Raw genomic sequence first — 22864 nt, 5'->3', positions numbered from 1 at the left:
TTAATATATTAATTAATTTTGTTAATAATTTTAACAGATAAAATAATATGCCAAGTTTAACGCAGAAAGCAGATATCCTCGGATACAATAACGCTTATCATTTGCTTCGTAGAACGACTTACAATATAACAAAAGCAAAAATACTAGATTTTGCCACCAAAACTCCAGCGCAAGCATTAAATATTTTATTCACTTTTGCTAGTCCTATTCCACCTGCTCCGCTGAATATAAATGGTGAAACGATCATTCCCACCATTGCAAATCCAACGATTACAGATACTTTGAATACGCAAAGTTTTGAAGAATTTGATAAACATTGGTATTTGTATCAAGCGTATAAAGATCCATCTGCTCAATATAAAATAACATCATTTTTGCATTTGTTGTTTGTAGCAGATGATGATTATTCTATTCATAGCAATTTTGATTATAAAGAATTACTAAGATTTCATGCCAACAAAAGTTTGAAAGATTTGGCAATTCGCATCACTACAAACCCAAGAATGTTGGTGTTTTTGAATAATAATCAAAATAAAAAAACAAGTCCTAATCAAAATTATTCTAGAGAATTTTTAGAATTATTCACTATTTTGAAAGGACCGCAAATTGCAACAGGAGATTATACCAATTATACAGAACTAGATGTGCAACAAGCTGCAAAAGTTTTGACAGGTTTTACCACAAGCACGGCAGTATTAGACAAAACAAATAGATTGCAAAATGTAGATCCTATCACAAATTTGCCAAAAGGAATCATCAGTATCACAAACCACGATACTACCTCTGTAAAAACTTTCAGTAGTGCTTTTGGTGGGGCAAGCATTAATCCTGGTACTACAGAAGCAACGATACAAGCAGAATTGGAAAACTTCATCACGATGGTTTTCAATAAAGATGAAACTGCAAAAGCATATTGCAGAAGGATGTACAGATATTTTGTGGGTAGAAATATAACTTCGGCGATAGAATCAGACATTATCACGCCACTTGCAACGATTTTGAAAACAAATAATTACAATATTCTTCCCGCACTTACAGCTTTATTAAGCAGCAAACATTTTTACGATGAAGAAGATGCAACAACAGGCGACCAAATAATTGGTGCATTGGCAAGAAGTCCATTGGAATTATATTTTCATATGATGTCTTTATTAGAGCTGCAAATCCCTTTGTACGAAGCAAATGTATCAGCCATACATAGTTTGATGAAAACTAGAGTCTACAATAATTCTTTTAATTGCGGATTTCCAATTTTCACGCCACAAACTGTAAATGGATACGCAGGATATTCTAGCAGTCCAGAGTACGACAAAAATTTTATTACTACAGCTTCTCTGCGCATAAGATATTTGAATACGATAGATGCTTTTATTTCGGGCTTCACCTACAATACTTTTCTATACAAATTGAATACGCCAGTTTTTGTAAAATCAAGTGGCTACTTCTCCAATCCAGGATCTGCAGTCACATTGGTTACAGATTTTTTCACATTATTGCACATAGAGGTTCCAGATCCAACAAGATTTGATTATTTTAAAGATATATTTTTAGGAGGTTTGTCTGTTACAAATTGGCAAAACGATTGGAATTCCTACCTATCTACAAATAATTCTACAAGTGTAAAAATTGCTATAGACAGATTGGTAAAAGCCTTAATAAAATCACCAGAATTTCAAACCTATTAAATAATGGATAGAAAAGAATTTTTAAAAAAAGCATCACTAGCTGGTGTCGGAGCTCCATTTGTTTTAAATGGTATGCCTTCAAGATTTATGAATAATTTTATGGATGTGCAAGCCAATTGCTCAGAAGTAAACGATAGAGCAATGGTAATTTTGCGACTAGCAGGTGCAAATGATGGTTTGAACACGGTAATTCCTATCAGCCAATATGACAATTATGCCAATCTTCGACCAAATATAAAAATTGCAAACTCTGGAGCTGGAGCATATATTCCTTTGGATACTACTGTTTCTTCAGAAAAATTGGTGGGTTTACATCCATCTATGACGGGTTTTAAATCACTTTACGATGCTGGAAAATTAACATTACTAAACGGTGTAGGATATCCAAACCCAAATTATTCTCATTTCCGCTCAGAAAACTTAATGTTTGGAGGAAAAGATGGGACTAATAATACAGACCTTACAGATGGAATTTTTGGTAGATATTTGTCTTCCTTATTTCCAGGATTGGCAGGAAATCCAACCGTACAAAGTCCAGATCCATTGGCAATTCAACTTGGAAATTTAAACCCTTCCCTCTTTTATGAACATGCGATAGAAAGAAATATAGAATATAATTTAACAGGCTTTCAAACTACTTTATTTAATTCTCTTCAAAATGTGATTGTACCTTCAGAATATAATGATTTGCTGAATTATATAAAGAATGTAGAAATAAGCATGGATACTTATTACAATCGGGTACTTTCTGTTTTTAATGCAGGAAACAATTCTACAACTACGTATCCAAATACAACATTAGGAAAACAACTGAAAACAGTTGCAAGAATGATAAAAGGTGGCAGTAGAACCAAAATTTTTCAGGTAAATGTTGGAAGCTTTGATACCCACGTCAATCAAATTCAAAGTGGTAGCAATAATCTTGGAACGCATGCCAATCTTTTGGCAGATATCTCCAATTCTATTGCCGCATTTCAGGCAGATATACAAATTTTAGGCATTGAAAATAAAATTTTAACGGTTTCTTTTAGTGAATTTGGAAGACAAGTGCGAGAAAATGGAAGCTTAGGAACAGACCACGGAGATTTAGCACCATTTTTTGTGATTGGAAATAGTATTTCTGGTGGAATTTTAGGAAATCATCCTGTATTCACGAATACCACAAGTTATTACTACAATCAAAACCAAAGAAAATATGATTACCGGCAGATTTTTGCCTCGTTATTACAAGATTGGTTGGGTGCAGAATCAGGAATAATTGCTAATACAGAACTTCAAGATTTTGTAACAGCAGGAACGAAAGTTGATTTGGTATCTGGAAGTAAAAAAGCAGATGTAGTATGCACAACATTGGGTAGCAGCGAGGTGAAAAATACAACAGAAATAAATATTCATCCAAATCCTGTGAAGAATATTTTAAATATTGATGTTTCTAGCATCAAATTTTCTACAGTCAAATTTATGCTATTTGATTTATCTGGGAAATTAATATTGAGTCGACAAGAAAATTTGTACCAACCAAAATATGAGTTAAATATGAGCGAATATCCAACTGGAAATTATATCCTGAATATAGTAACAGATCATAAAACATATTCGAAGAGAGTAATTGTCGCACATTGATGAGATTTAATAAATAAATTTATCTGCGGGATATTTAATTAAAAAATCTGAAGCTGTAAAAAACGATTCAATTTTTTTGGTAAAAAATTCAAAAATAAAATATAAATTTCACCATACTTTAAAAATAGCATGGTGAAATTTTCTTTTTAAAATCTTACTTTTGCAATCTTCATGGCAAAAAGAAAGATTCCAAAAAAAACGAAACGAAACATTCACAAAAAACGCGGAAAAAATTTCCTTTTGCGTAGATATATCGTATTGGCAATTTTAGCAATTGCACTTTTCTCTACAGGTTTTTACCTAAAAAACAAAGTGGCTTTCTATTACGCCATGTATTTCCAAAAATTTGAACACAAAAAACTAAAAAACAGCGAAACTGAAACTGCAAGGATTAATAGAATTTTAAGTGATAATACCAACAAAACTTTTGGAATAGATATATCCCATTATCAACGCGAGAAGGATATCAAATGGGACAGTCTTTCTATCGGAAATCGCATCCTACCGATAGAATTTATCGTTATGCGATCTACAATGGGAAACCGAACTAAAGATAAAAATTTTCAAAAATTTTGGATAAAAGCGAAGGAAAATAATTTAATTCGTGGTGCATATCATTTTTATAGAGCAGATGAAGACCCTGTTTTTCAAGCAAATAATTTTCTTGCACAAGTAAAATTAGAAAGTGGAGATTTGCCACCAATTTTGGATATAGAAAAAATTCCGAAAAGAAAATCTAAAGAAGCTTTGATAGCAGATCTCAAAATTTGGTGCAAAATTGTAGAAGAAGCGTATGGAAAAAAGCCGATAATATACACTTATTACTATTATTATAAAGATTATATCAAAGGTGAGTTTGATGATTACCCTCTTTGGCTTGCAAACTATAATGATGTTCCCACACCTGCACCAACAGACGATTGGGATTTTTGGCAATTCACAGAAAATGGAATTGTATACGGCATCAATACAAAAGTAGATGTGGATATCTACAACGGAAATCTTTGGAGTTTAAAACAAATGACGATAGATTAAAAAAAAAATTATATATTTGCAGAGTGAACATTCACTAACAAAAGAATATGAATTTAGATTTATCTGATAGACAATTAGAAATATTACAAGCTTCTGGGAAAATTTTGATGGAAAGAGGGATTTTAGGACTGACTACAAAAAACCTTGCTCTCGAAATGAAATTCTCGGAAAGTGCTTTATATCGGCATTTTAAGGATAAAGAATCAATTATCTCTAATTTAATAAAATATTTATCTTCAAACATTAACGAAAGATTTGAAAATATTGTTAATAAAAATTTAAGTGCAGAAGCAACACTTTTGGAATTATTTAAAAGTCAATTTTATTTCTTTAAAACCAATCCGCATTTTATAGTGATTGTACTTTCTGATGGATTGATAGATAATTCTGAAAACATAAAATCAGAAGTTTTGAAATTAATGCAAACCAATTCTAAAGTGTATAAAACGGTTGTTGAAAATGGTCAGAATACAGGAATTTTTGTAACAGAAATAAGCGCTTCAGATTTAGTTCACGCGATTATCGGAAGTTTCAGATTGCAAATGCTAAAATGGAAATTGTCCAATTTTAGCTTTGATATTGAAATAGAAGGGATGAAAACCATGAAAAATATATTAACATTAATTAAAAATAAAAATGGTTAAAATAATAGCAACTTTTGCCTTGATGCTCGCTTCTCAAATAACATTCTCGCAAACAAAAAATCTTACAGAAGGCAATTTAAAGAATCTGCACAAAACCGAAATTGGCGTACAAACAAACATGATGTTTAAAGCAGAAGAAGGCAAAGTGATTTCTTTGCAAATATCTAAAAATGAGCAATTAAAGGAACATGTAACAACAGTTCCTGCGCTTTTAGTTTGCGTTTCGGGAAAGGGAAATTATGAAGATGAAAAAGGAAGAAAAATCCTAATGAAATCTGGTGATTTTGTGAAAATTGAAGCCAACGTAAAACATTGGGTTAGTGCTTTTAAAAATTCTAATTTTCTATTAATTAAATAATTTTTTTTGATGCAAAAGTTAGTAAACGTTCACTCATTAAAATTGGTTTTATTGCTTTTAATTTTTAGCAGTATATCAATTTTTGCGCAAGAATCTAAATCTTTTTCTAATCTGGATGAAGTTTTAAATTTCGCAAAAGAGAAGAATTATCAATTCAAAAACGCCAATTACCAATCGGAAATTGCAAGTTTAGCAAAGAAAACGGCTTTTGGAAACGTCTTTTCACCCAGAATAAATGTTAATGCGCAATCGATAAATAATCTCAATCTGCAAACCAGTTATTTACCTGCGCAAGTTTTTGGCGGAAATCCGGGTGAGTTTAAAGAAGTTTTTATGGGTTTGCAATATGTTTCCACTTTTTCTGTGCAACCGCAATTTGATATTTTAAATTTATCCAATATCGCATTAATTAAATCCTCGAAAATAAATGCGGAACTAACGGAAATTCAGAATAAAATAGAAGAGCAAAGTATATATGAACAAATCAATGCAGTTTATTTTAATATTTTATCCTTCAACGGACAAAAAAAAGTTTTGCAAGAAAATAAGGTAATTGCAGAAGAACTTTTAAGAATTACCACCAATAAATTTAAAGAAGGAATTGCCCGCAAACAAGAGGTAAATGAAGCGGAAGTGAATCTAATTGCCATTCAGGATAAAATTGAACAAGTAGAATTTAATACTAAAATTCAATACCAAATTTTCAATTCTTACTTTGAAAATACCGCCAACTCGGAACTCACAGAAAATATTTGGGACTACAAAAACGCAACAGAAATTACGGCTGCAGAAAATAATCTGCAAACGGAAAAAATAAATTTCCAGACCGATTTGGCAAAGCAAGACTACAAATCTCTACAATATCAAAATCTGCCGGTTTTGTCTTTTATTTCTTCATTCAACTGGCAAAATTTAAGCAATGAAGGTTTTTTCGATAATAATTCAATTTCTCAAAATTTCAATTTTGTGGGTTTGAAATTAGCTTGGGATTTGCCTGTCGTGCAAAGACTTTCCTCTTTGAAAAATAAGAAATTACAGTTAACTATTTTAGAAAATAATAAGGAACATTTACAAGTTGCGCAACTAACTACAACCAAACAATTGTCTTTAGATTTAGAAAAATCTGTAAAGCAAAAAGATAATTTTGAAACCATATTCAACTTGAAACAAGACACATACGATAAAAACTTCAATCAATATAAAGAAGGAATTTTACCATTAGACAAATTGTTGATTTCTCAAAATGAAATGCTCATCAGTAAATTAAACTTACTTTCTTCCTACGCCAATATTGGTTTTAATACTTACAAAATCATCATTAATAATAAATTTTAAAAATGAAAAAACTCATCTATTTATTAGCATTTTCAGCTGTTTTTTCTTGCAATAAAGAGAAAGAAATTACACCAATTACTCAAGATATTCAGGAGTTGGTTTTTGCGTCTGGACAATTGGAATGGGATGATTCTTACAACCTAACCGCGCAAACGGATGGCGTTTTGCAAAATGCAGATTTTGAAGTGGGCGATGTTGTTTTAAAGGGAAATAGCATTGCGAACATCAACAATCAAAGTAGCGGCATAAACACAAAAACAGCAGAAGAACAGTTGCAAATTACCAACGAAAATTTAAGTAAAAATTCCCCAGCATTGCAACAATTACAACAAAATATTTCTTTTGCAGAAAGCAAATACCAACAAGATAAAGTGCAAGAAGCTCGCTACAAACGCTTGTACGAAAGCCAAAGTGTTGCGAAAGTAGAATATGAAAATATGCAATTGAGCAGCAAAAATTCATTAGCTAATTTGAATTCATTAAAAAAGCAATCCGCGCAAATTTTACAATCTGCAAAACAGCAACAAATTTCAGCAAAAGGACAATTGAGCAATAATAAAGTGATGCAAGATTACAATTCCATCATCATCACAGAAACTGGAACGGTAATAAAAAAACTAAAAACAACAGGTGATTACATTCGAAAAGGCGAAATAATTGCCACTGTTGCGAACGCCAATAATGTAGAAGGAATTTTAAATATTGATGAAAATAGCATCGGAAAAGTGAAATTGGGACAACAGGTTTTTGTGCAACTCAACACCGATAAAAACACCGTTTACAATGCAAAAATATCAGAAATTCTCTCGGCTTTTGATGAAAAAACGCAGTCTTTTAATTGTAAAATTACGTTTGATAAAACCATCAATAATTCACTTTTCGGTACTCAATTGGAAGCCAATATTTTGGTTGGGCAAAAGAAAAATGCACTGTTAATTCCACGGAATTATGTAGGTTTCGGAAATAAAGTAAATGTGAAAGGCAAAGATGAATACGTGATTATAAAACCCGGAATTATTTCCACAGAATATGTAGAAGTTTTGAGTGGAATTACAAAGAACGATGTTTTAATCCCTTTAAAACTTTAAAGCATGAATATTAATTACACCATCGCAAAAACTTATATTTTTTCTAACAAAAAACTCACTGCTGTTGCTGTAATGGGGGTACTTTTGGGCATGTCGGTTTATATTTTTATGAACAGTCTTTTGGTGGGTTTTGATAAAAGTTCCAACACCTCCATTTTTAGAAATACTTCCCACATTAGGGTTTATAAAGATGACGAAATGAGCAAACCTTTGATTAATTCCATCGGGCAAAAATCCATTATTATCAATCCGAAAGTAGTACCAAATAACAATGTTATCATTAATCCCAACAAAATAACTGAGACCATTTTAAAACAAAAAGAAGTAACGGTGGTAACCTCGCAAGTCAATTCCAATGTGTTTTACAACAACGGAAAATCGCAAATTTCTGGTCTCGCGGTTGGCGTAAAACCAATTGAGGCCAATGAAATGTACAACATAGAATCTTTCATGGTAGATGGAAATTTTGAAACCTTAAAATCCAATCCAAACGGAATCGTTATTGGTGTTGGCATAGCAGAAAAAATGAACCTAGCCATAGGTGACAATCTTAATCTAAATTCATCCAAAGCGGTAAATAAAACTTTCAAAGTTCTTGGTATTTTTAAAACTAATAATTCTGCGATAGACAAAACCAAATCTTACCTCAATATAACTGCTGCTCAACAACTTCTAAAAGAACCAAACACCTACATTACAGATATCAATGTGAACGTAACCGACCCAGAATTAGCCGAAGATGTAGCGAAACATCTCACCCAAATTACTGGCTACAAAGCGGAAGGCTGGAAACAAGCTAATGAAACGGCAATGGCAAGTAATAAAATGCGAAAAATGATCATCACTTTTATTTCGCTTACAATTTTGCTGGTTGCAGGTTTTGGAATTTACAATATTTTGAATATGACAGTTTCCCAAAAAATAAATGACATTGCCATTTTAAAAGCAATGGGTTTCAAAGGAAAAGACGTCATCAAAATATTTGTTACGCAAGCAATTTCTATAGGAATTATGGGAGTAATTAGTGGTGTAATAGTAGCAATAATATTAATTTCGGTTTTAAAAACCGTCTATCTTGGAGGCGATATCGGCTATTTTCCTATAGATTATGAACCTATAAAATTTGCGCAAGGTGTTGTGATTGGTCTTATAATTACCTTTTTCGCTGGATATATTCCTGCGAAGAAAGCGGCAAATTTGGACCCAGTTGATATCTTAAGAAAATAGGAATTTAGCAACAAGCAGAATTATTTGGGCAGCAATGTGACTTCGTTGAATGCTCATTTTAAAATTTATTTGGGCAGCATTTCCGCCTTCCGTTCCCAATCTTTTTCTTTTTTTTGAGAAAAAACAAAAAGGATTTCCACTCAAGTCGGGCTGCAATTTGTAGCAGCAAAACAAAAGTTTAGTACGTAGAATTAGTATTTCCAAAATCAGAAAAATGAAAACCATTTTAAAAACAGAAAACATAGATAAATTTTTCCATCAACCCACAGAATTTCACGTGTTGAAAGATATCAATATTGAAGTTAAAAAAGGCGAATTTCTCTCAATGATTGGCAAATCTGGTAGCGGAAAATCTACCTTGCTCTACATTCTATCAACGATGGATACAGAATATAGTGGCAATTTGTATATTGACAATAAGTTGACTACTGGCTTATCAAAAGATAAATTGGCAGAACTTCGTAATGAGAAAATTGGTTTTGTGTTTCAATTTCATTATTTATTACCAGAATTTTCTTGCCTGCGAAATGTGATGATTCCAGCATTGAAATTAGGAAAACTTCCCGAAAAAGAAATAGAAGAAAGAGCCTATCAAAAATTAGAAATTTTAGGATTGCAAGACCAAGCGCTAAAACCAGCTAGCAAACTTTCAGGCGGTCAACAGCAACGTGTAGCCATTGCAAGAGCCTTAATTAATGATCCTTTAATAATAATGGGTGATGAACCGACTGGTAATTTGGATAGTAAAAACACAGATATTGTCTTTGATATTTTCCAAGAATTAACTCAAATATATGGACAAACCATCATTGCCGTAACTCACGATGATGATTTTGCCCAAAAAAGCGACCGAATAATAGAAATGATGGACGGTAAGATTTTCAAATAAAAATTTAGATAATTGCTATAAATTTTGTTTTAGTCAAAACAATTTGGAACAATAATCAAATTGAGTTTAAATTCATTTCATGTTTCTTATGTAACATTTGTTACGAAATCTTCAAAATAGTACCTTTAAATTTGTAAAAATTCTTACAAATGGACCTTATATTAATTTTAGGATATCTTGGAGCATTAATTATTGGAGTTATTCTAGGACTAATAGGTGGTGGTGGTTCTATTTTAACAGTTCCCATATTCGTATACTTACTTGAAATAGAACCCGTTACAGCAACTGCTTATTCTTTATTTGTAGTTGGTGGAGTTGCGCTTGTTGGTTCTGGTAAAAACGTACAAAAAGGTTTAATTGATTTTAAAACAGCGCTTACCTTTGCGATTCCCGCAGTTATTTCAGTTTTTAGCGTTCGTAAATTCTTAGTTCCAGCCATTCCTGAAACACTTTTCTCAATAGGAGATTTTACATTAACAAAAGATATTGCCATAATGGTCTTTTTTGCAATATTGATGTTAACTGCATCTATAGCAATGATAAAAAACACTTCTGGAAGTTTAAAAAGTGAAAATGACGAGCAGCCAAGCAATAAATTCATTTTAGCAATGTTAGGACTTTTAACTGGATTAATTACAGGAATAGTTGGTGCAGGTGGTGGTTTTATCATTATTCCAATATTAGTATTATTGGCTGACTTACCTATAAAAAAAGCCGTTGCCACTTCCCTTTTCATTATTGCCATCAGTTCTTTGATTGGTTTTTTAGGTGATGTGAATGAAATCCAAATCGACTGGAAATTTTTATTGCCATTTACTGGTGTTGCAATTGCAGGAATATTTCTCGGTATTTATTTAAATAAATTTATTGACGGTAAAAAATTAAAAACTAGTTTTGGATGGTTTGTTTTAATAATGGGGATTTATATTTTATCTAAAGAAATATTTTTTTAAAATTAAACTAGTTTTTAACTAAGACTAAATACAACGGTATTTACAATCAAATAATTCCAGTTGTAACTAATGTCACAAAACCAACTCTAAAATATACGTAAATTTGTACTTTAAATAATAGCAATATGATCACAAAACAATTTGAATACAAACCACTTTCTCATTATTCTTACGCTATAATCAGCGAGGGAAAAATGGCAGTGATAGATGCGGAAAGAGACCCACAACAATATTATGATTTTGCAAAAGAAAATAATGCAGAGATTGTCGCTATTTTCCAAACGCATCCGCACGCAGATTTTGTGAGTTCTCACTTGCAAATACACCAAGAAACGGGCGCAACTATCTATAATAGTGAAATGTTGGGTGCAGATTATCCGCACAAAGGTTTTGATGAAGGAGATACTTTTCAATTAGGAAACGCGACATTGAAAGCAATAAATACACCGGGACATTCACCAGATAGCATCACAATTGTAGCCACAGAAGGAGATAAAACGGAGCTTTTTACGGGTGATACTTTATTTATTGGTGATGTGGGAAGACCAGATCTTCGTGAAAAAGCCGGAAATATGAAGGCAAAAAGAGAAGAATTAGCAGAAATGATGTATGAAACGGTGCAAAATAAATTCACAGATTTACCAAACGATGCGGTGGTTTACCCCGCTCATGGCGCAGGTTCGCTTTGTGGAAAAAATTTAAGTGATGCTGCAAGCAGTACTTTGGGTGACGAAAGAAATCATAATTGGGCGTTTAAAAAACAATCCAAAGAAGAATTTATGGAAACTATTTTAGATGGTCAGCCAATTATTCCGTTTTATTTTGGTTTTAATGTGGGCATTAATAAAGAAGGTGCAAAAAACTTGGATGCTTCACTTGCAAATATTCCATTCAGAGAAAATGCAACTGCAGAAGGTCTAATTGTAGACGCAAGAGCGGAAGAAAAATTTAAAAAAGGACATTTAAAGGGTAGCATCAATATACAAGCTAGTACAGACACTCAAAAATTTGAGACTTGGTTGGGTGCAATTATTAAACCTGAAGAAAAATTCACCTTGGTAGTAGATTCCAAAGAAGATAAAGACCAAATGCTGAATAGAATTGCTAAAATCGGCTATGAAACGATGGTGAAAGAAGTGATTACTTTGGCAAAAGACCATTTAGAAACCGATGATAAATTAGATCTAGAAGATTTTAAAAAACATCCAGAAAATTATACAATTGTAGATATTCGCAATAAAACTGAAACAGACGCAGGTCTATTTTTTAATAATGCTTTCACGCATCCACTAAGTGACTTGCGAGATACGGCCTCTCAAATTCCAACGGATAAGCAAATCGTGGTGCATTGTGCTGGTGGATATAGAAGTGCAGCTGGAAGCAGCATTATAGAAAGCAAATTGCCTAATGCAAAAGTTTATGATTTAAGTGATGATGTGACACAATTTCAAGATTGAAAAATACTAAACCTTTAAAAGACTACTTATTTGTAACTATTCAACTGCTGATTTTCGCAGCGTATAGTTTGCCAATAACAATCTCAACTATAAATTTACCCGAATGGCTTCGCTATTTGGGTTTATTTATGTTGATTTTGGCACTTTTACTGGCTCTATTAACTGTAGCACAACTCAATAAAAATATTTCGCCATTTCCAACGCCAGTTCAGGCGGGAAAATTAATGACTACCGGTGCATTTTCAATATCAAGGCATCCAATCTATACAGGTTTACTTTTTTCTGGAATTGGTTACGGCATACACCAAGAATCACTTTATAAGTTATTGATTACATTTATTTTAGCAGTATTATTTTATTTCAAATCTAAATACGAAGAAACGCTACTTTCAAAAAAATTTCCTGAATATGAAAGTTATAAAAGCAAAACCCGAAGATTTATTTAGGATAATATTAAATCACTTTTCATAAATTTAAACATAGAGATGAAGAAGTTTTATTGGCGCAAAGTAAAATTAAAAAATAATAAAATTTATATATGAAAGAATATCCCGCAGATTTTTGGAACCAATTTTACGAAACACCAGAATACGTTTATGGTACTTCGCCAAATGCATTTTTTAAAGAGCAGATTAACAATCTACCTAAAGGCAAAATTCTTTTTGCAGCCGAAGGTGAAGGTAGAAATGCAGTTTATGCGGCTACAAAACTTTGGGATGTGCATGCTTTTGATAGTAGTGATACTGGTAAAAATAAAGCATTAAAACTTGCAGCAGACAATAATGTTGAGATTAATTATGTGGTAAATGATGTACTCAATTTTGAAACTAAAGAACAATTTGATGTTATCGGATTATTTTTCGCCCATTTCCCAACTGATATTCGAAAAAAAGCCCATAAACATTTATTACAATTCTTAAAAAAAGATGGTCTTATTATTTTTGAGGCTTTTGCAAAAGAACAATATTCAAAATCTTCTGGTGGATCAAAAAATCTCGAGATGCTATTTTCATTAAAGGAAATTGAAGAAGAATTTTTAGAATTAAATTTTGAAATTTTAGAACAAAACACGGTTATTCTTGCAGAAGGTGAAAGACATAAAGGTGAAGCCGAAGTCATACAATTTGTAGGCAGGAAGATTTAATTATTTTCATTAATTACGAAGTTATTATTTTTAATAATTATTAGTTTAAGTGATAATTGTTACAGAATGATTAAAATTTAATCGCTATATTTGAGTATAATTTAAATATAAAAATTACAAAAATGGTAAACACAAACAATATTGGTTTAGATAACATTAAGGCGACAAAAATTGCAGAAAAATTAAATGATTTGCTATCAAATTATCAATTGTTTTATATGAATTTGAGAGGCTTTCATTGGAATATAAAAGGAAGAAAATTTTTTGAATTGCATTTAAAATTTGAAGAATTGTATAATGACGCAGTAATAAAAGTAGATGAAATTGCAGAAAGAATTTTAACATTAAATGAAACACCTTTCCATTCTTTTGCAAAATATGTAGAAATCTCAGAAATAAAGACTGCGGAGAACATTACAGATGGCGAAATTGCAATTGATGAAATTTTGAAAGATTTTAAGATTTTACTTTCTAAAGAACGTATTATTTTATCTCTAGCAGCAGATGCAAATGACGAAGGAACTGTTTCGCAAATGAGCGATTATATCGTTCAACAGGAAAAATTGATCTGGATGTTATCTGCTTATCAAGATTAAAATATTTATTTAAAACTGAAGTCTGAGCATTTACTTGTTCAGACTTTTTTTTTAAACTAAGTTATATCAGTTTTACCAAAAAAAGGCAGTTACTGTGATATTTGTTACATATTCCGGGATTCTGAAGTGGTAACTTTACTTAAAATTAAAGCAAATACACTATTATGGATACTACAGAAAATCAAAATCAAGAAACCTTCACCATGCCAAGAATTGGTGATAAAGCACCAGAATTTACGGCAACTACTACACAAGGCGAAATTAATTTCCCATCAGATTATAAAGGAGAATGGGCAATTTTGTTCAGCCATCCTGCAGATTTTACGCCAGTTTGTACGTCAGAATTTATGACGTTTGCACATTTAGAAGATAAATTTAAAAAGGCAAATTGCAATTTGGTAGGTTTATCAATTGATGGTTTATACAGTCATATTGCTTGGTTAAGAACCATAAAAGAAAAAATTAAATTTAACGGAATGGAAAACATTGAAGTTAAATTTCCTTTGATAGAAGACATTTCTATGAATGTTGCTAAAAAATATGGCATGATTCAACCTGGAGAAAGCAAAACACAAGCAGTGAGAGCCGTTTTTTTTGTAGATCCAGCAGGAATTGTAAGAGCATTAATTTATTATCCTTTAAGTTTGGGACGTAATTTTGATGAGCTTTACAGAGCATTAATCGCCATGCAAACTTCCGATAAATTTAATGTGGCAACACCAGCAGATTGGAATCCCGGAGATGATGTGATCGTTTCGCCCGCTGGTTCTTGTGGAGTTGCAGAACAAAGAATGAATAGCACAGACGAATTGGAATGCGAAGATTGGTTTTTCTGTACCAAAAAATTAGATAAAGATTTAATTTTAAGCGAAATTCTGAAGAAATAATATAAAACCTTAAAGAGCATTTTTATAAATGCTCTTTTTACATTCTAAAAATCCTTTTATGGAAGACATGATTTTTTACGATCGCTTGCAATTTGCCTTCACGATCACCTTTCACTACATATTTCCGCAATTAACGATGGGATTGTCTTTATTGATCGTCTTTTTCAAATGGAAATTCCTAAGAACCAATATTGATAAATACAACAATGCTGCGAAATTCTTCATGAAGATTTTCGCCATTAATTTCACCATGGGCGTCGTCACAGGAATACCGATGGAATTTCAATTTGGTACCAATTGGGCAAAATTTTCAGAATTAACTGGTGGAATTATCGGTCAAACTTTAGCAATGGAAGGTATGTTTTCCTTCTTTTTAGAATCCTCATTTTTAGCACTTTTTATTTTCGGTGAAAAATTAATGGGGCAAAAACTGCATTTTCTTACTGGCTTTCTGGTCTTTTTAGGTTCTTGGGCAAGTGGTTGGTTTATCTTAGCAACCAACGCGTGGATGCAACATCCCGTGGGTTTTGAAATTTTAGACAATGGAAAATTTGTATTAAATAATTTTTCTGCACTATTTAGCAATCCTTGGCTTTTACCGGCTTTTTTACATAATCAGTTGGCATCTGTTGTTACTTCTTCATTTGTAGTTGCGAGTATTGGTTCTTTTTATATTTTAAGAAAAAAACAAATAGAATATGGTAAATTATTTTTAAAAACGGGCGTTATTTTCGGTTTGATTTCTAGTGTTTTGTTGGCATTTCCTACTGGAGATTGGAATGCGAAAAATGTAGCAAAACATCAACCAGGTAGTTTTGCGGCAATGGAAGGAATCTTTAAAACAGAAGAAAAAGGAGCAGAAATTGTGCTCATTGGTCAACCCAATATGGTTGCAAAAAAATTGGATAATAAAATTGCAGTTCCCAATGTTTTAAGTTTTCTTACGTATCAAGAATGGGATAAACAAGTACCGGGAATGGATCAATTTAAAAAAGAAGAATTGCCAGATAATATTCCTGCATTGTACTATTCTTACCACATTATGGTTGGATTGGGTACCGTTTTTATCGGAGTAATGTTGGTTGCATTCATCTTTTTATGGCGCCATAAATTATACAAAACAAAAATCTTACTTTGGACGATTATGTTCTTGGTTCCGTTTCCATACATCGCAAATCTTACGGGTTGGTATACCGCAGAATTGGGCAGACAGCCGTATTTGGTTTATGGTTTGTTAAAAACTGCAGACGGAATTTCACCCACCGTTTCATCAGGAAATACATTATTCACATTACTCGGTTTTGTAGCACTTTATATGTTACTAGGTTTGCTTTTTCTACTATTGGTAGGTAAAGCTATTAATCAAGGTCCAAAACCACAAACACATTAATTATGGAAATATTTTGGTTTATAGCAATTGCAATAGTATTAGCGATGTTTTTTATATTAGATGGTTATGATTTTGGCGCAGGAATTATTCATTTATTTTTCGCAAAAAATGAAGAAGATAAAGAAGTAATTACAAAATCTGCCGGATTATTTTGGGATTCTAATGAAGTGTGGCTTGTAGCAGGTGGTGGAATGCTTTTCATGGCTTTTCCTACTTTTTACGCTTCCGTTTTTAGTGGGTTTTATTTACCATTAATTATCGTTTTGTGGCTCATTGTTTTTCGAGCAATTGGTTTGGAATTTAGAGCACAATTTAATTATCAAATGTGGAAAGATATTTGGGACGCTTCGTTTGGAGTTTCTAGTTTATTGTTGGCATTATTTTTCGGAATTGCTTTGGGAAATATTGTAAGAGGAGTAAATTTGGGCGGTGTAGAAAACGGAATTTCAACGCATGAAGGTCAATATTTTTTCTTGCCTTTGTGGGATAGTAGTTTCAGCCCGCTAAGTGCAACGCCAGGAATTATAGATTGGTTTACAATAATTATTGGAGTAATTTCTGTAGTAACTTTAGCGATGCACGGTGCCAATTGGATTATTCTTAAAACCAACTCATCAATAAATGAAAAACTTAAAAGTGTCATTTTTAAATTAAATATTGCTTTGGCAATTCTTACCGTTTTATCGCTTTCTGTTTGGCAAATTGTGCGTCCAGAATCATTAAATAATTTCTTTGAAAAGCCTTACCTAATCGTCTTTCCAATCATCTATTTTACAGGATTAATCGGATTATTTTACATTAAAAAATTAAAAAAAGACATTTACGGTTTTATATTTTCAACTTTAATCATTTTAGGTGGAATTACCTCGTCGCTCGCATCATTGTTTCCAGTAATATTGCCATCTATCAATAATGTTAATGAATCTTTAACCATTTATAATACTTCCGCAGAAGAATATGGTTTGTCCGTCGCTTTAGTGTGGGGAATTATAGGTTTTTCTCTGATTTTTATTTACTTCATTGTTCAAAAAAGATTGTTGGCTGGAAAAATAGATAAAATGGATTACGGAAAACATTAATTAAATACTAACTGATGACACAGACATTAATATCTTTAATCAGCATTTTTGTAGGAATTATAGGAGGAAATTTTGCGGGTATAATTTTCAAAAAGTACTCTTTTGGACTTATCGGAAATACCATTGCTGGTGTTTTTGGCAGCATATTTTTCATTAAATCATTTGGAAGATTAGGTTTTGATCCTTTTTCGATTATGAAAACAGGATCTTACAACGTTACTTTGCTTACAATCAATATTTTAGTATCATTCTTTGGCGGCGCAATTGGTTTGATAGCCATTAAATATTTGAAAAATAAATTGAATAAATAAAGTACGACAATTTTTAAATAAAACATTCTACAAATACCTTTCTATGTAATAAAGGTTACAGTATAGCAAAGCGTAAGTAACTAACTTTGATGATATTAAAATAAAAAATATGTCAAAAATAGTTATTTTAGGTGCTGGAATTTCTGGCCATACAGCCGCCTCTCATTTGCGTAAAAAATTAGGCAAGGAACATGAAGTTTTAGTGGTTTCGCCCACTCATAATTTCCAATGGTTCCCCTCAAATATTTGGGTAGGAACTGGTAAAATGAAAGCAAAAGATGTGATTTTTCCTCTTGAACCTTTATATAAAAGAAAAGGAATTGGCTACAAACAAGCAAAAGCAGTGTCTTTTCATCCAGAAGGGAATGCCCAAGAAACGAAAGGATTTGTAAAAGTAGAATATGTTTACGGGGAAAAACGGGGCACGCAAGAAATTGTAAACTACGATTATTTAATTAATGCTACCGGACCAAAATTAGCCTTTGATTTAACCGAAGGCTTATCACCCGCAACCAACAAAGTTTACTCGGTTTGTACTTATGACCATGCTGCCCATGCTTCCGAAGCGTTGCATAAATTAATAAATGAAATAAAAAAATCTGATAAAAAAGTAAAAATTCTTATCGGAACGGGCCATGCAAAAGCCACTTGTCAAGGTGCTGCTTTTGAATATATTTTGAATGTAGAAAAAGAATTAGTGAGTTTTGGCGTAAGAGATAAGGTAGAAGTTACTTGGATTTCCAACGAATATGAACTCGGAGATTTCGGTATGGATGGAATGTTGCTGGATTATGGTGGCATCAATATGCGCTCAAAAGACCTGATAGAAATGGTGTTTGAAGATAGAGGCATCAATTGGATTTTAGGTGCAGCCGTTACTAAAGTTGAAGATGGAATCCTTCATTACGAAAATTTAGATGGTGAATATAAAACTGAAAATTTCGATTTCGGAATGTTAATCCCAGCTTTTTCTGGCCACGGTTTTCAAGCATTTGATAAAAATGATAATGAAATCACCGAAAAATTATTTAAAGGTTTTATGATTGTAGATGCAGATTATACCCAAAGACCTTATGAAGAATGGACTGTACAAGATTGGCCAGAAACCTATCAAAATCCATCTTATAAAAATATTTTTGCCCCAGGTATTGCTTTTGCACCACCACATTCTATTTCAAAACCAAGAAAAAGTAAAAATGGAACGGATATTACACCAGCACCACCAAGAACAGGAATGCCTTCTGGAATCACTGCCAAACTTGTTGCCGATAATATTATAGATTCTATTAAATCTGGCAAAGAATCGCTTCATCACAAAGGATCTATGGGAAATATGGGCGCTGCTTGTATTGCTTCTGCAGGGTTTGGATTAACGAAAGGAAGCGGAGTGAGCATCACAACTTACCCAATCGTTCCAGATTATGTAAAATATCCAAACACAGGTGGAAGAGATATCAAAAAAACATTTGGAGACATCGGTTTAGCAGGACATTGGGTGAAACTTTCCTTGCATTATGCTTTTATTTGGAAAGCTAAAATGCGTCCGTTTTGGTGGTTGATTCCAGAATAATTGCAGGTTGAATAATTAATCTTCATTTTTCAAAAAACAGTATTCAATAATTAAAATTAAAAAAAATGACACAAAGAATATCAGACTCACAGAAAGCAAAAATGCAAAATCCTTTTCTTCAATTTTTCAAATTCCTTTATCTAAATGTAAGGATCTTAAAAATTGTAGCAAGTGGACATGGCGGAACGAGAAAATAGTCTAGAATTGAACCTGTTGTGCATTCAGAGTTTAAAATATAAAACTTATATTATCAGTTAATTAAAAAAATTAAACGCAAAGTTTATTTTTTTTACACCATATTTAAGTTAGCAAAGTGGAATCTGCAAGCAGATTTGATGAAGCGTTCGCTTCAAATGCGAATATTCGCATTCTTTGCTTACTTAAAATAAATGTAAGTGATTGAAATTCTTTAGGTTAAAAATCTTTTCCCAAATGCACAACAGGTTAGAATTGAATATAAATTAGCGAAAATCCGTCTGTTTGCATAAACTTGACGGATTTTTTTATTAGATATTAACAATATTCATTCAGTTTTAGAAAACAATATTGTATGTTTTTTTCAACCATTTTATGTTTTACAAAAATGAAATAATGAATTTATCTATAGAAGCAATAAGTAAATTCTTTTCCTTTATATCGACAACTCTGTAGTACAAAGCCTATTTTTGCCCAAAAAAAATATGACTTGGATTTACGAACCTTGGCCGTGGTACGTGGCAGGTCCGCTCATCGCTTTGGGAATGTTTTTATTGCTTTTTAGCGGTAAACAATTTGGTATGTCGTCCAATCTGCGTACAATATGCGCAATTGGAGGCGCCGGAAAAATTTCAGATTTTTTTAAGTTTGATTGGCGCGCTCAACGTTGGAATTTAGTTGTGGTTTTAGGATCAATCATTGGTGGATTTCTCGCCTCAAATTTTATGTCTAATAATGCTGTAGCAATCAATCCTGAAGTTGCGGCGCAATTGTCTCAAGATTACGGCATAAAAAGCGCAGGAAAAGCTTATTTACCAACAGAAATTTTTGGTATCGAGAATCTTTCTAGCCCTTTTAATTTGGCCATATTAATCATTGGTGGATTTTTAGTTGGCTTTGGTGCTCGTTACGCTGGTGGTTGTACTTCTGGTCACGCCATTTCTGGATTAAGCAATTTGCAAATGCCTTCCCTACTTGCAGTTATTGGCTTTTTCGTTGGCGGATTGGTGATGATTCATTTAATTTTTCCATTAATTTTTGGTATATGAAATATTTAAAATTTTTAGCAATCGGTGTTTTTATAGGTATTGTTTTATACAAATCTGAGGCAGCTTCTTGGTTTCGTATTTATGAAATGTTCCAGTTTGGCTCTTTTCATATGTTTGGAATCATTGGTTCTGCTGTAGTTTTAGGAATAATAGGCGTACAAATTATCAAAAGAAAAAACTTAAAAGCTATAGGAAAACAAGACATGGCTTTAAATCCAAAAGAAAAAGGTGTGGCAAGATATTTAATTGGCGGTACACTATTCGGTTTGGGTTGGGCTTTAGCTGGCGCTTGTCCAGGACCAATGTATATTTTAGTTGGTGCAGGCTATGTTTCAATTTTAGTTGTGATTGCGGCTGCACTTTTAGGAACATTCGTATATGGTTTGTTGAAGGATAAGCTTCCACATTAAATAGTATCAGAAACTTTAACAAGAATTATAATTCCTATTCTATCAAAAATTTCTAAATATTGTACCTTTGACTATTCAAAAAATTATTAAAATGAGCGAAAATAACGTTAAAAATTATATAGAAAATGTAATTAAAAACATGCCTAAAGATTGGCTATATTTAACTACACACAGATTGGATATTTATGATGAAAAAAATGCGAAAACAGATTTTTTAAATAAATTTGAAAATCTATTTGAAGATAATAATTTCGAAACTTCAGCTTTAAATTCTTTGCCAACTGCTTATGATTACATTCGATTAGGGCATCCGCTTTCTTGTATTTTAGAATGGGCAATTGCAAAGCAACAAAATGTGCACGCAGATCATGTAATTACATTTGATTCTCAAACAATGCCAATTTTGGCCATTTTGAGAACAAATAAATTACAAAATAAAAAAACTCAAATTTTTTACACAAAAAATTTACCAGAATCTTTTAATGAAAAAATCATCAAAGAAATTTATGATTATGAATTTGATTTGAAAAAAATAGAAAGTGAAAATGATATTTCTAATTTTGACGGTTCTACTATTTTCTTTACTGAAGATGAAGAATTATTACAATTTAGTTCCAATCCTATTGTAGATTTTTTCATTAACAATAGTTCTAAACTCGGAAGTATTCTTTTAATTAAAAATGAAGGTTACGTTGCTGATATTCAACATGTGAGAAGACGAGAAACTGTGGCAATGACGCCATCAAACTCTTTGATCGCTTTGCAAATGATTGCCAATTCTTTCGAAATAAAATCTGAGAACAGCAATAGAGAAAGCGACAAGAAAAGCGTTATCAATTCTATTAATCAAATTACGGGAACAAAAAGCAAAGTTTTGGTAGCAACCAGCGGATTATCAATGCAATATGCAATAATGATGGGTCTTGTTCATGAAGCGCAAGAAAATCATCCTGGAAAATCTATCAAATTAATTGTTCCACCAAACTGCTATGGCGGAACAAACGACCAAGCTAGACGAATAGCAGAAGCTATTGACAACGTGGAAGTTGTAGATCTTTTAGTAGATGGTGACAATGAAATGGTACAAAGTCTAGATATTATTTTAGAAAATTTAGCTAAAGAAAATGCTGTTCCTTATATTATTGCAGAAATTCCTACAAATCCGAGAGTGGAAGTTCCCAATTTGGAAGATTTAAAAGCTGTTTTAAGTAAGAAAAGAACGACTTCAAATGGTGAAATTGCCATAGATTCTGTATTTATTTTGGACCAAACATTTTGCCCAAATTATCAATTTTTAGGTGAAGGCGAAATACTTTCTACGGTTCGCAGTATTTCTTATGCAAGCGGATCTAAATTTCCAAGCGGCGGAAAATGCACTGCTGGTTACGTAGTTGGAAATGCTAAAACCGATGAAATTTTAAATAAAATAGAACTTCATTTGAATATTTGCGACAATGAAGCCACAGATTTGCAGTATGAAATTTTGGCAAAACAACTACCATCAATGCTGCAAAGAATTGATGATGCATACAAAAACACCCGCGAATTTGTAAATTATATTCACGAAGTTTTGCCCTCTGCAAAAATAAATTTCGTTTCCGAAGAATTAGCAGAACAAGGTTTTACACCGTCCGTTTTTTCTTTGGACTTGCCTACAAAAGGTGAAACCAAAGAGGAAAAAGATGAATTTAAAAAAGAATTAAATTTAAAATTAATCAATTTAATGATTACAAAAATTCCAAATGAAAGTAAATTCTGTGTAAGTTATGGCCAATTAAAAGGTTTATATTGGACGGTTCCTGCAACATCTACGCAAGGAACCACAAAAGAAGGCGACAAAGATTACATCGTTCGCGCTTCTCTTTCACCAGATTTAGATTTAGAATTGCACAAAAAAGTATTTTTGGAGTTTGTGGAGTCTTTGTAAGTTGGTTTTTGA

23 protein-coding genes are annotated in these 22864 nt (G+C 32.2%); all 23 read left to right on the top strand.

Going from position 1 to position 22864, the window contains the following annotated elements:
- The first annotated feature begins 47 nt into the window (after window positions 1-47).
- The 23 genes from HNQ03_RS02000 to HNQ03_RS01895 all read left to right on the top strand — a co-directional run bounded on the left by HNQ03_RS02000 (window position 48) and on the right by HNQ03_RS01895 (window position 22852).
- Window positions 48-1685, top strand: a complete 1638-nt coding sequence (locus tag HNQ03_RS02000) for a DUF1800 family protein (RefSeq protein ID WP_173777975.1) — start codon at window positions 48-50, stop codon at window positions 1683-1685.
- A gap of 3 nt (window positions 1686-1688) precedes the next feature.
- Window positions 1689-3308 carry a DUF1501 domain-containing protein gene (locus tag HNQ03_RS01995; RefSeq protein ID WP_173777974.1) on the top strand — a complete coding sequence of 540 codons (1620 nt, stop codon included), beginning with the start codon at window positions 1689-1691 and terminating at the stop codon, window positions 3306-3308.
- A 171-nt stretch (window positions 3309-3479) separates the two neighbouring features.
- Window positions 3480-4343, top strand: a complete 864-nt coding sequence (locus HNQ03_RS01990) for a glycoside hydrolase family 25 protein (RefSeq protein ID WP_173777973.1) — start codon at window positions 3480-3482, stop codon at window positions 4341-4343.
- A gap of 47 nt (window positions 4344-4390) precedes the next feature.
- Entirely contained in the window at window positions 4391-4987 is a 597-nt protein-coding gene (locus HNQ03_RS01985; protein ID WP_173777972.1) for a TetR/AcrR family transcriptional regulator, read from the top strand.
- Window positions 4980-5345 carry a cupin domain-containing protein gene (locus tag HNQ03_RS01980; RefSeq protein ID WP_226927413.1) on the top strand — a complete coding sequence of 122 codons (366 nt, stop codon included), beginning with the start codon at window positions 4980-4982 and terminating at the stop codon, window positions 5343-5345. Before HNQ03_RS01985 ends, HNQ03_RS01980 begins: the two co-directional genes overlap by 8 nt.
- Before the next feature lie 9 nt (window positions 5346-5354).
- Window positions 5355-6680 (top strand): TolC family protein, encoded by a 1326-nt coding sequence (locus tag HNQ03_RS01975; RefSeq protein WP_173777971.1) that lies wholly within the window; start codon window positions 5355-5357, stop codon window positions 6678-6680.
- Window positions 6681-6682: 2 nt separating this feature from the next.
- Window positions 6683-7768: an efflux RND transporter periplasmic adaptor subunit gene (locus tag HNQ03_RS01970; RefSeq protein WP_173777970.1), complete on the top strand. Its 1086-nt coding sequence runs from the start codon at window positions 6683-6685 to the stop codon at window positions 7766-7768.
- 3 nt (window positions 7769-7771) lie between these two features.
- Complete coding sequence (locus HNQ03_RS01965) at window positions 7772-8995, top strand: ABC transporter permease (RefSeq protein ID WP_173777969.1); 1224 nt, start codon at window positions 7772-7774, stop codon at window positions 8993-8995.
- A 214-nt stretch (window positions 8996-9209) separates the two neighbouring features.
- Window positions 9210-9884: an ABC transporter ATP-binding protein gene (locus HNQ03_RS01960; RefSeq protein WP_173777968.1), complete on the top strand. Its 675-nt coding sequence runs from the start codon at window positions 9210-9212 to the stop codon at window positions 9882-9884.
- 149 nt (window positions 9885-10033) lie between these two features.
- Entirely contained in the window at window positions 10034-10837 is an 804-nt protein-coding gene (locus tag HNQ03_RS01955) for a sulfite exporter TauE/SafE family protein (protein WP_173777967.1), read from the top strand.
- A 125-nt stretch (window positions 10838-10962) separates the two neighbouring features.
- Complete coding sequence (locus HNQ03_RS01950; RefSeq protein ID WP_173777966.1) at window positions 10963-12294, top strand: MBL fold metallo-hydrolase; 1332 nt, start codon at window positions 10963-10965, stop codon at window positions 12292-12294.
- Window positions 12291-12740: a methyltransferase family protein gene (locus tag HNQ03_RS01945; protein ID WP_173777965.1), complete on the top strand. Its 450-nt coding sequence runs from the start codon at window positions 12291-12293 to the stop codon at window positions 12738-12740. The genes HNQ03_RS01950 and HNQ03_RS01945 overlap by 4 nt, the downstream gene beginning before the upstream one ends.
- A gap of 92 nt (window positions 12741-12832) precedes the next feature.
- Entirely contained in the window at window positions 12833-13438 is a 606-nt protein-coding gene (locus HNQ03_RS01940; RefSeq protein ID WP_173777964.1) for a class I SAM-dependent methyltransferase, read from the top strand.
- 122 nt (window positions 13439-13560) lie between these two features.
- The gene (locus HNQ03_RS01935) at window positions 13561-14034 is read left to right on the top strand and encodes a Dps family protein (RefSeq protein WP_173777963.1); all 474 of its coding nucleotides are present in this window, start codon (window positions 13561-13563) and stop codon (window positions 14032-14034) included.
- Between the two features lie 164 nt (window positions 14035-14198).
- Complete coding sequence (locus HNQ03_RS01930) at window positions 14199-14921, top strand: peroxiredoxin (protein WP_173777962.1); 723 nt, start codon at window positions 14199-14201, stop codon at window positions 14919-14921.
- 58 nt (window positions 14922-14979) lie between these two features.
- Window positions 14980-16311, top strand: coding sequence for a cytochrome ubiquinol oxidase subunit I (locus HNQ03_RS01925; protein ID WP_173777961.1), 1332 nt, complete (start codon window positions 14980-14982; stop codon window positions 16309-16311).
- A 2-nt stretch (window positions 16312-16313) separates the two neighbouring features.
- Window positions 16314-17390 (top strand): cytochrome d ubiquinol oxidase subunit II, encoded by a 1077-nt coding sequence (gene cydB / locus HNQ03_RS01920; protein ID WP_173777960.1) that lies wholly within the window; start codon window positions 16314-16316, stop codon window positions 17388-17390.
- A 14-nt stretch (window positions 17391-17404) separates the two neighbouring features.
- Complete coding sequence (locus HNQ03_RS01915; RefSeq protein WP_173777959.1) at window positions 17405-17701, top strand: hypothetical protein; 297 nt, start codon at window positions 17405-17407, stop codon at window positions 17699-17701.
- 109 nt (window positions 17702-17810) lie between these two features.
- Window positions 17811-19271, top strand: a complete 1461-nt coding sequence (locus HNQ03_RS01910) for an NAD(P)/FAD-dependent oxidoreductase (protein WP_173777958.1) — start codon at window positions 17811-17813, stop codon at window positions 19269-19271.
- 65 nt (window positions 19272-19336) lie between these two features.
- Window positions 19337-19468 (top strand): hypothetical protein, encoded by a 132-nt coding sequence (locus tag HNQ03_RS16155; RefSeq protein ID WP_262888532.1) that lies wholly within the window; start codon window positions 19337-19339, stop codon window positions 19466-19468.
- Window positions 19469-19951: 483 nt separating this feature from the next.
- Window positions 19952-20515, top strand: coding sequence for a YeeE/YedE family protein (locus HNQ03_RS01905; RefSeq protein WP_173777957.1), 564 nt, complete (start codon window positions 19952-19954; stop codon window positions 20513-20515).
- Complete coding sequence (locus HNQ03_RS01900) at window positions 20512-20925, top strand: DUF6691 family protein (protein ID WP_173777956.1); 414 nt, start codon at window positions 20512-20514, stop codon at window positions 20923-20925. Before HNQ03_RS01905 ends, HNQ03_RS01900 begins: the two co-directional genes overlap by 4 nt.
- A gap of 91 nt (window positions 20926-21016) precedes the next feature.
- Window positions 21017-22852: a PLP-dependent aminotransferase family protein gene (locus HNQ03_RS01895; RefSeq protein ID WP_173777955.1), complete on the top strand. Its 1836-nt coding sequence runs from the start codon at window positions 21017-21019 to the stop codon at window positions 22850-22852.
- Window positions 22853-22864: the final 12 nt, after the last annotated feature.

Source organism: Frigoriflavimonas asaccharolytica (assembly GCF_013294015.1).
In the GTDB taxonomy this organism is placed as follows: domain Bacteria; phylum Bacteroidota; class Bacteroidia; order Flavobacteriales; family Weeksellaceae; genus Frigoriflavimonas; species Frigoriflavimonas asaccharolytica.
This window is presented reverse-complemented; position numbering and strand designations above follow the sequence as displayed.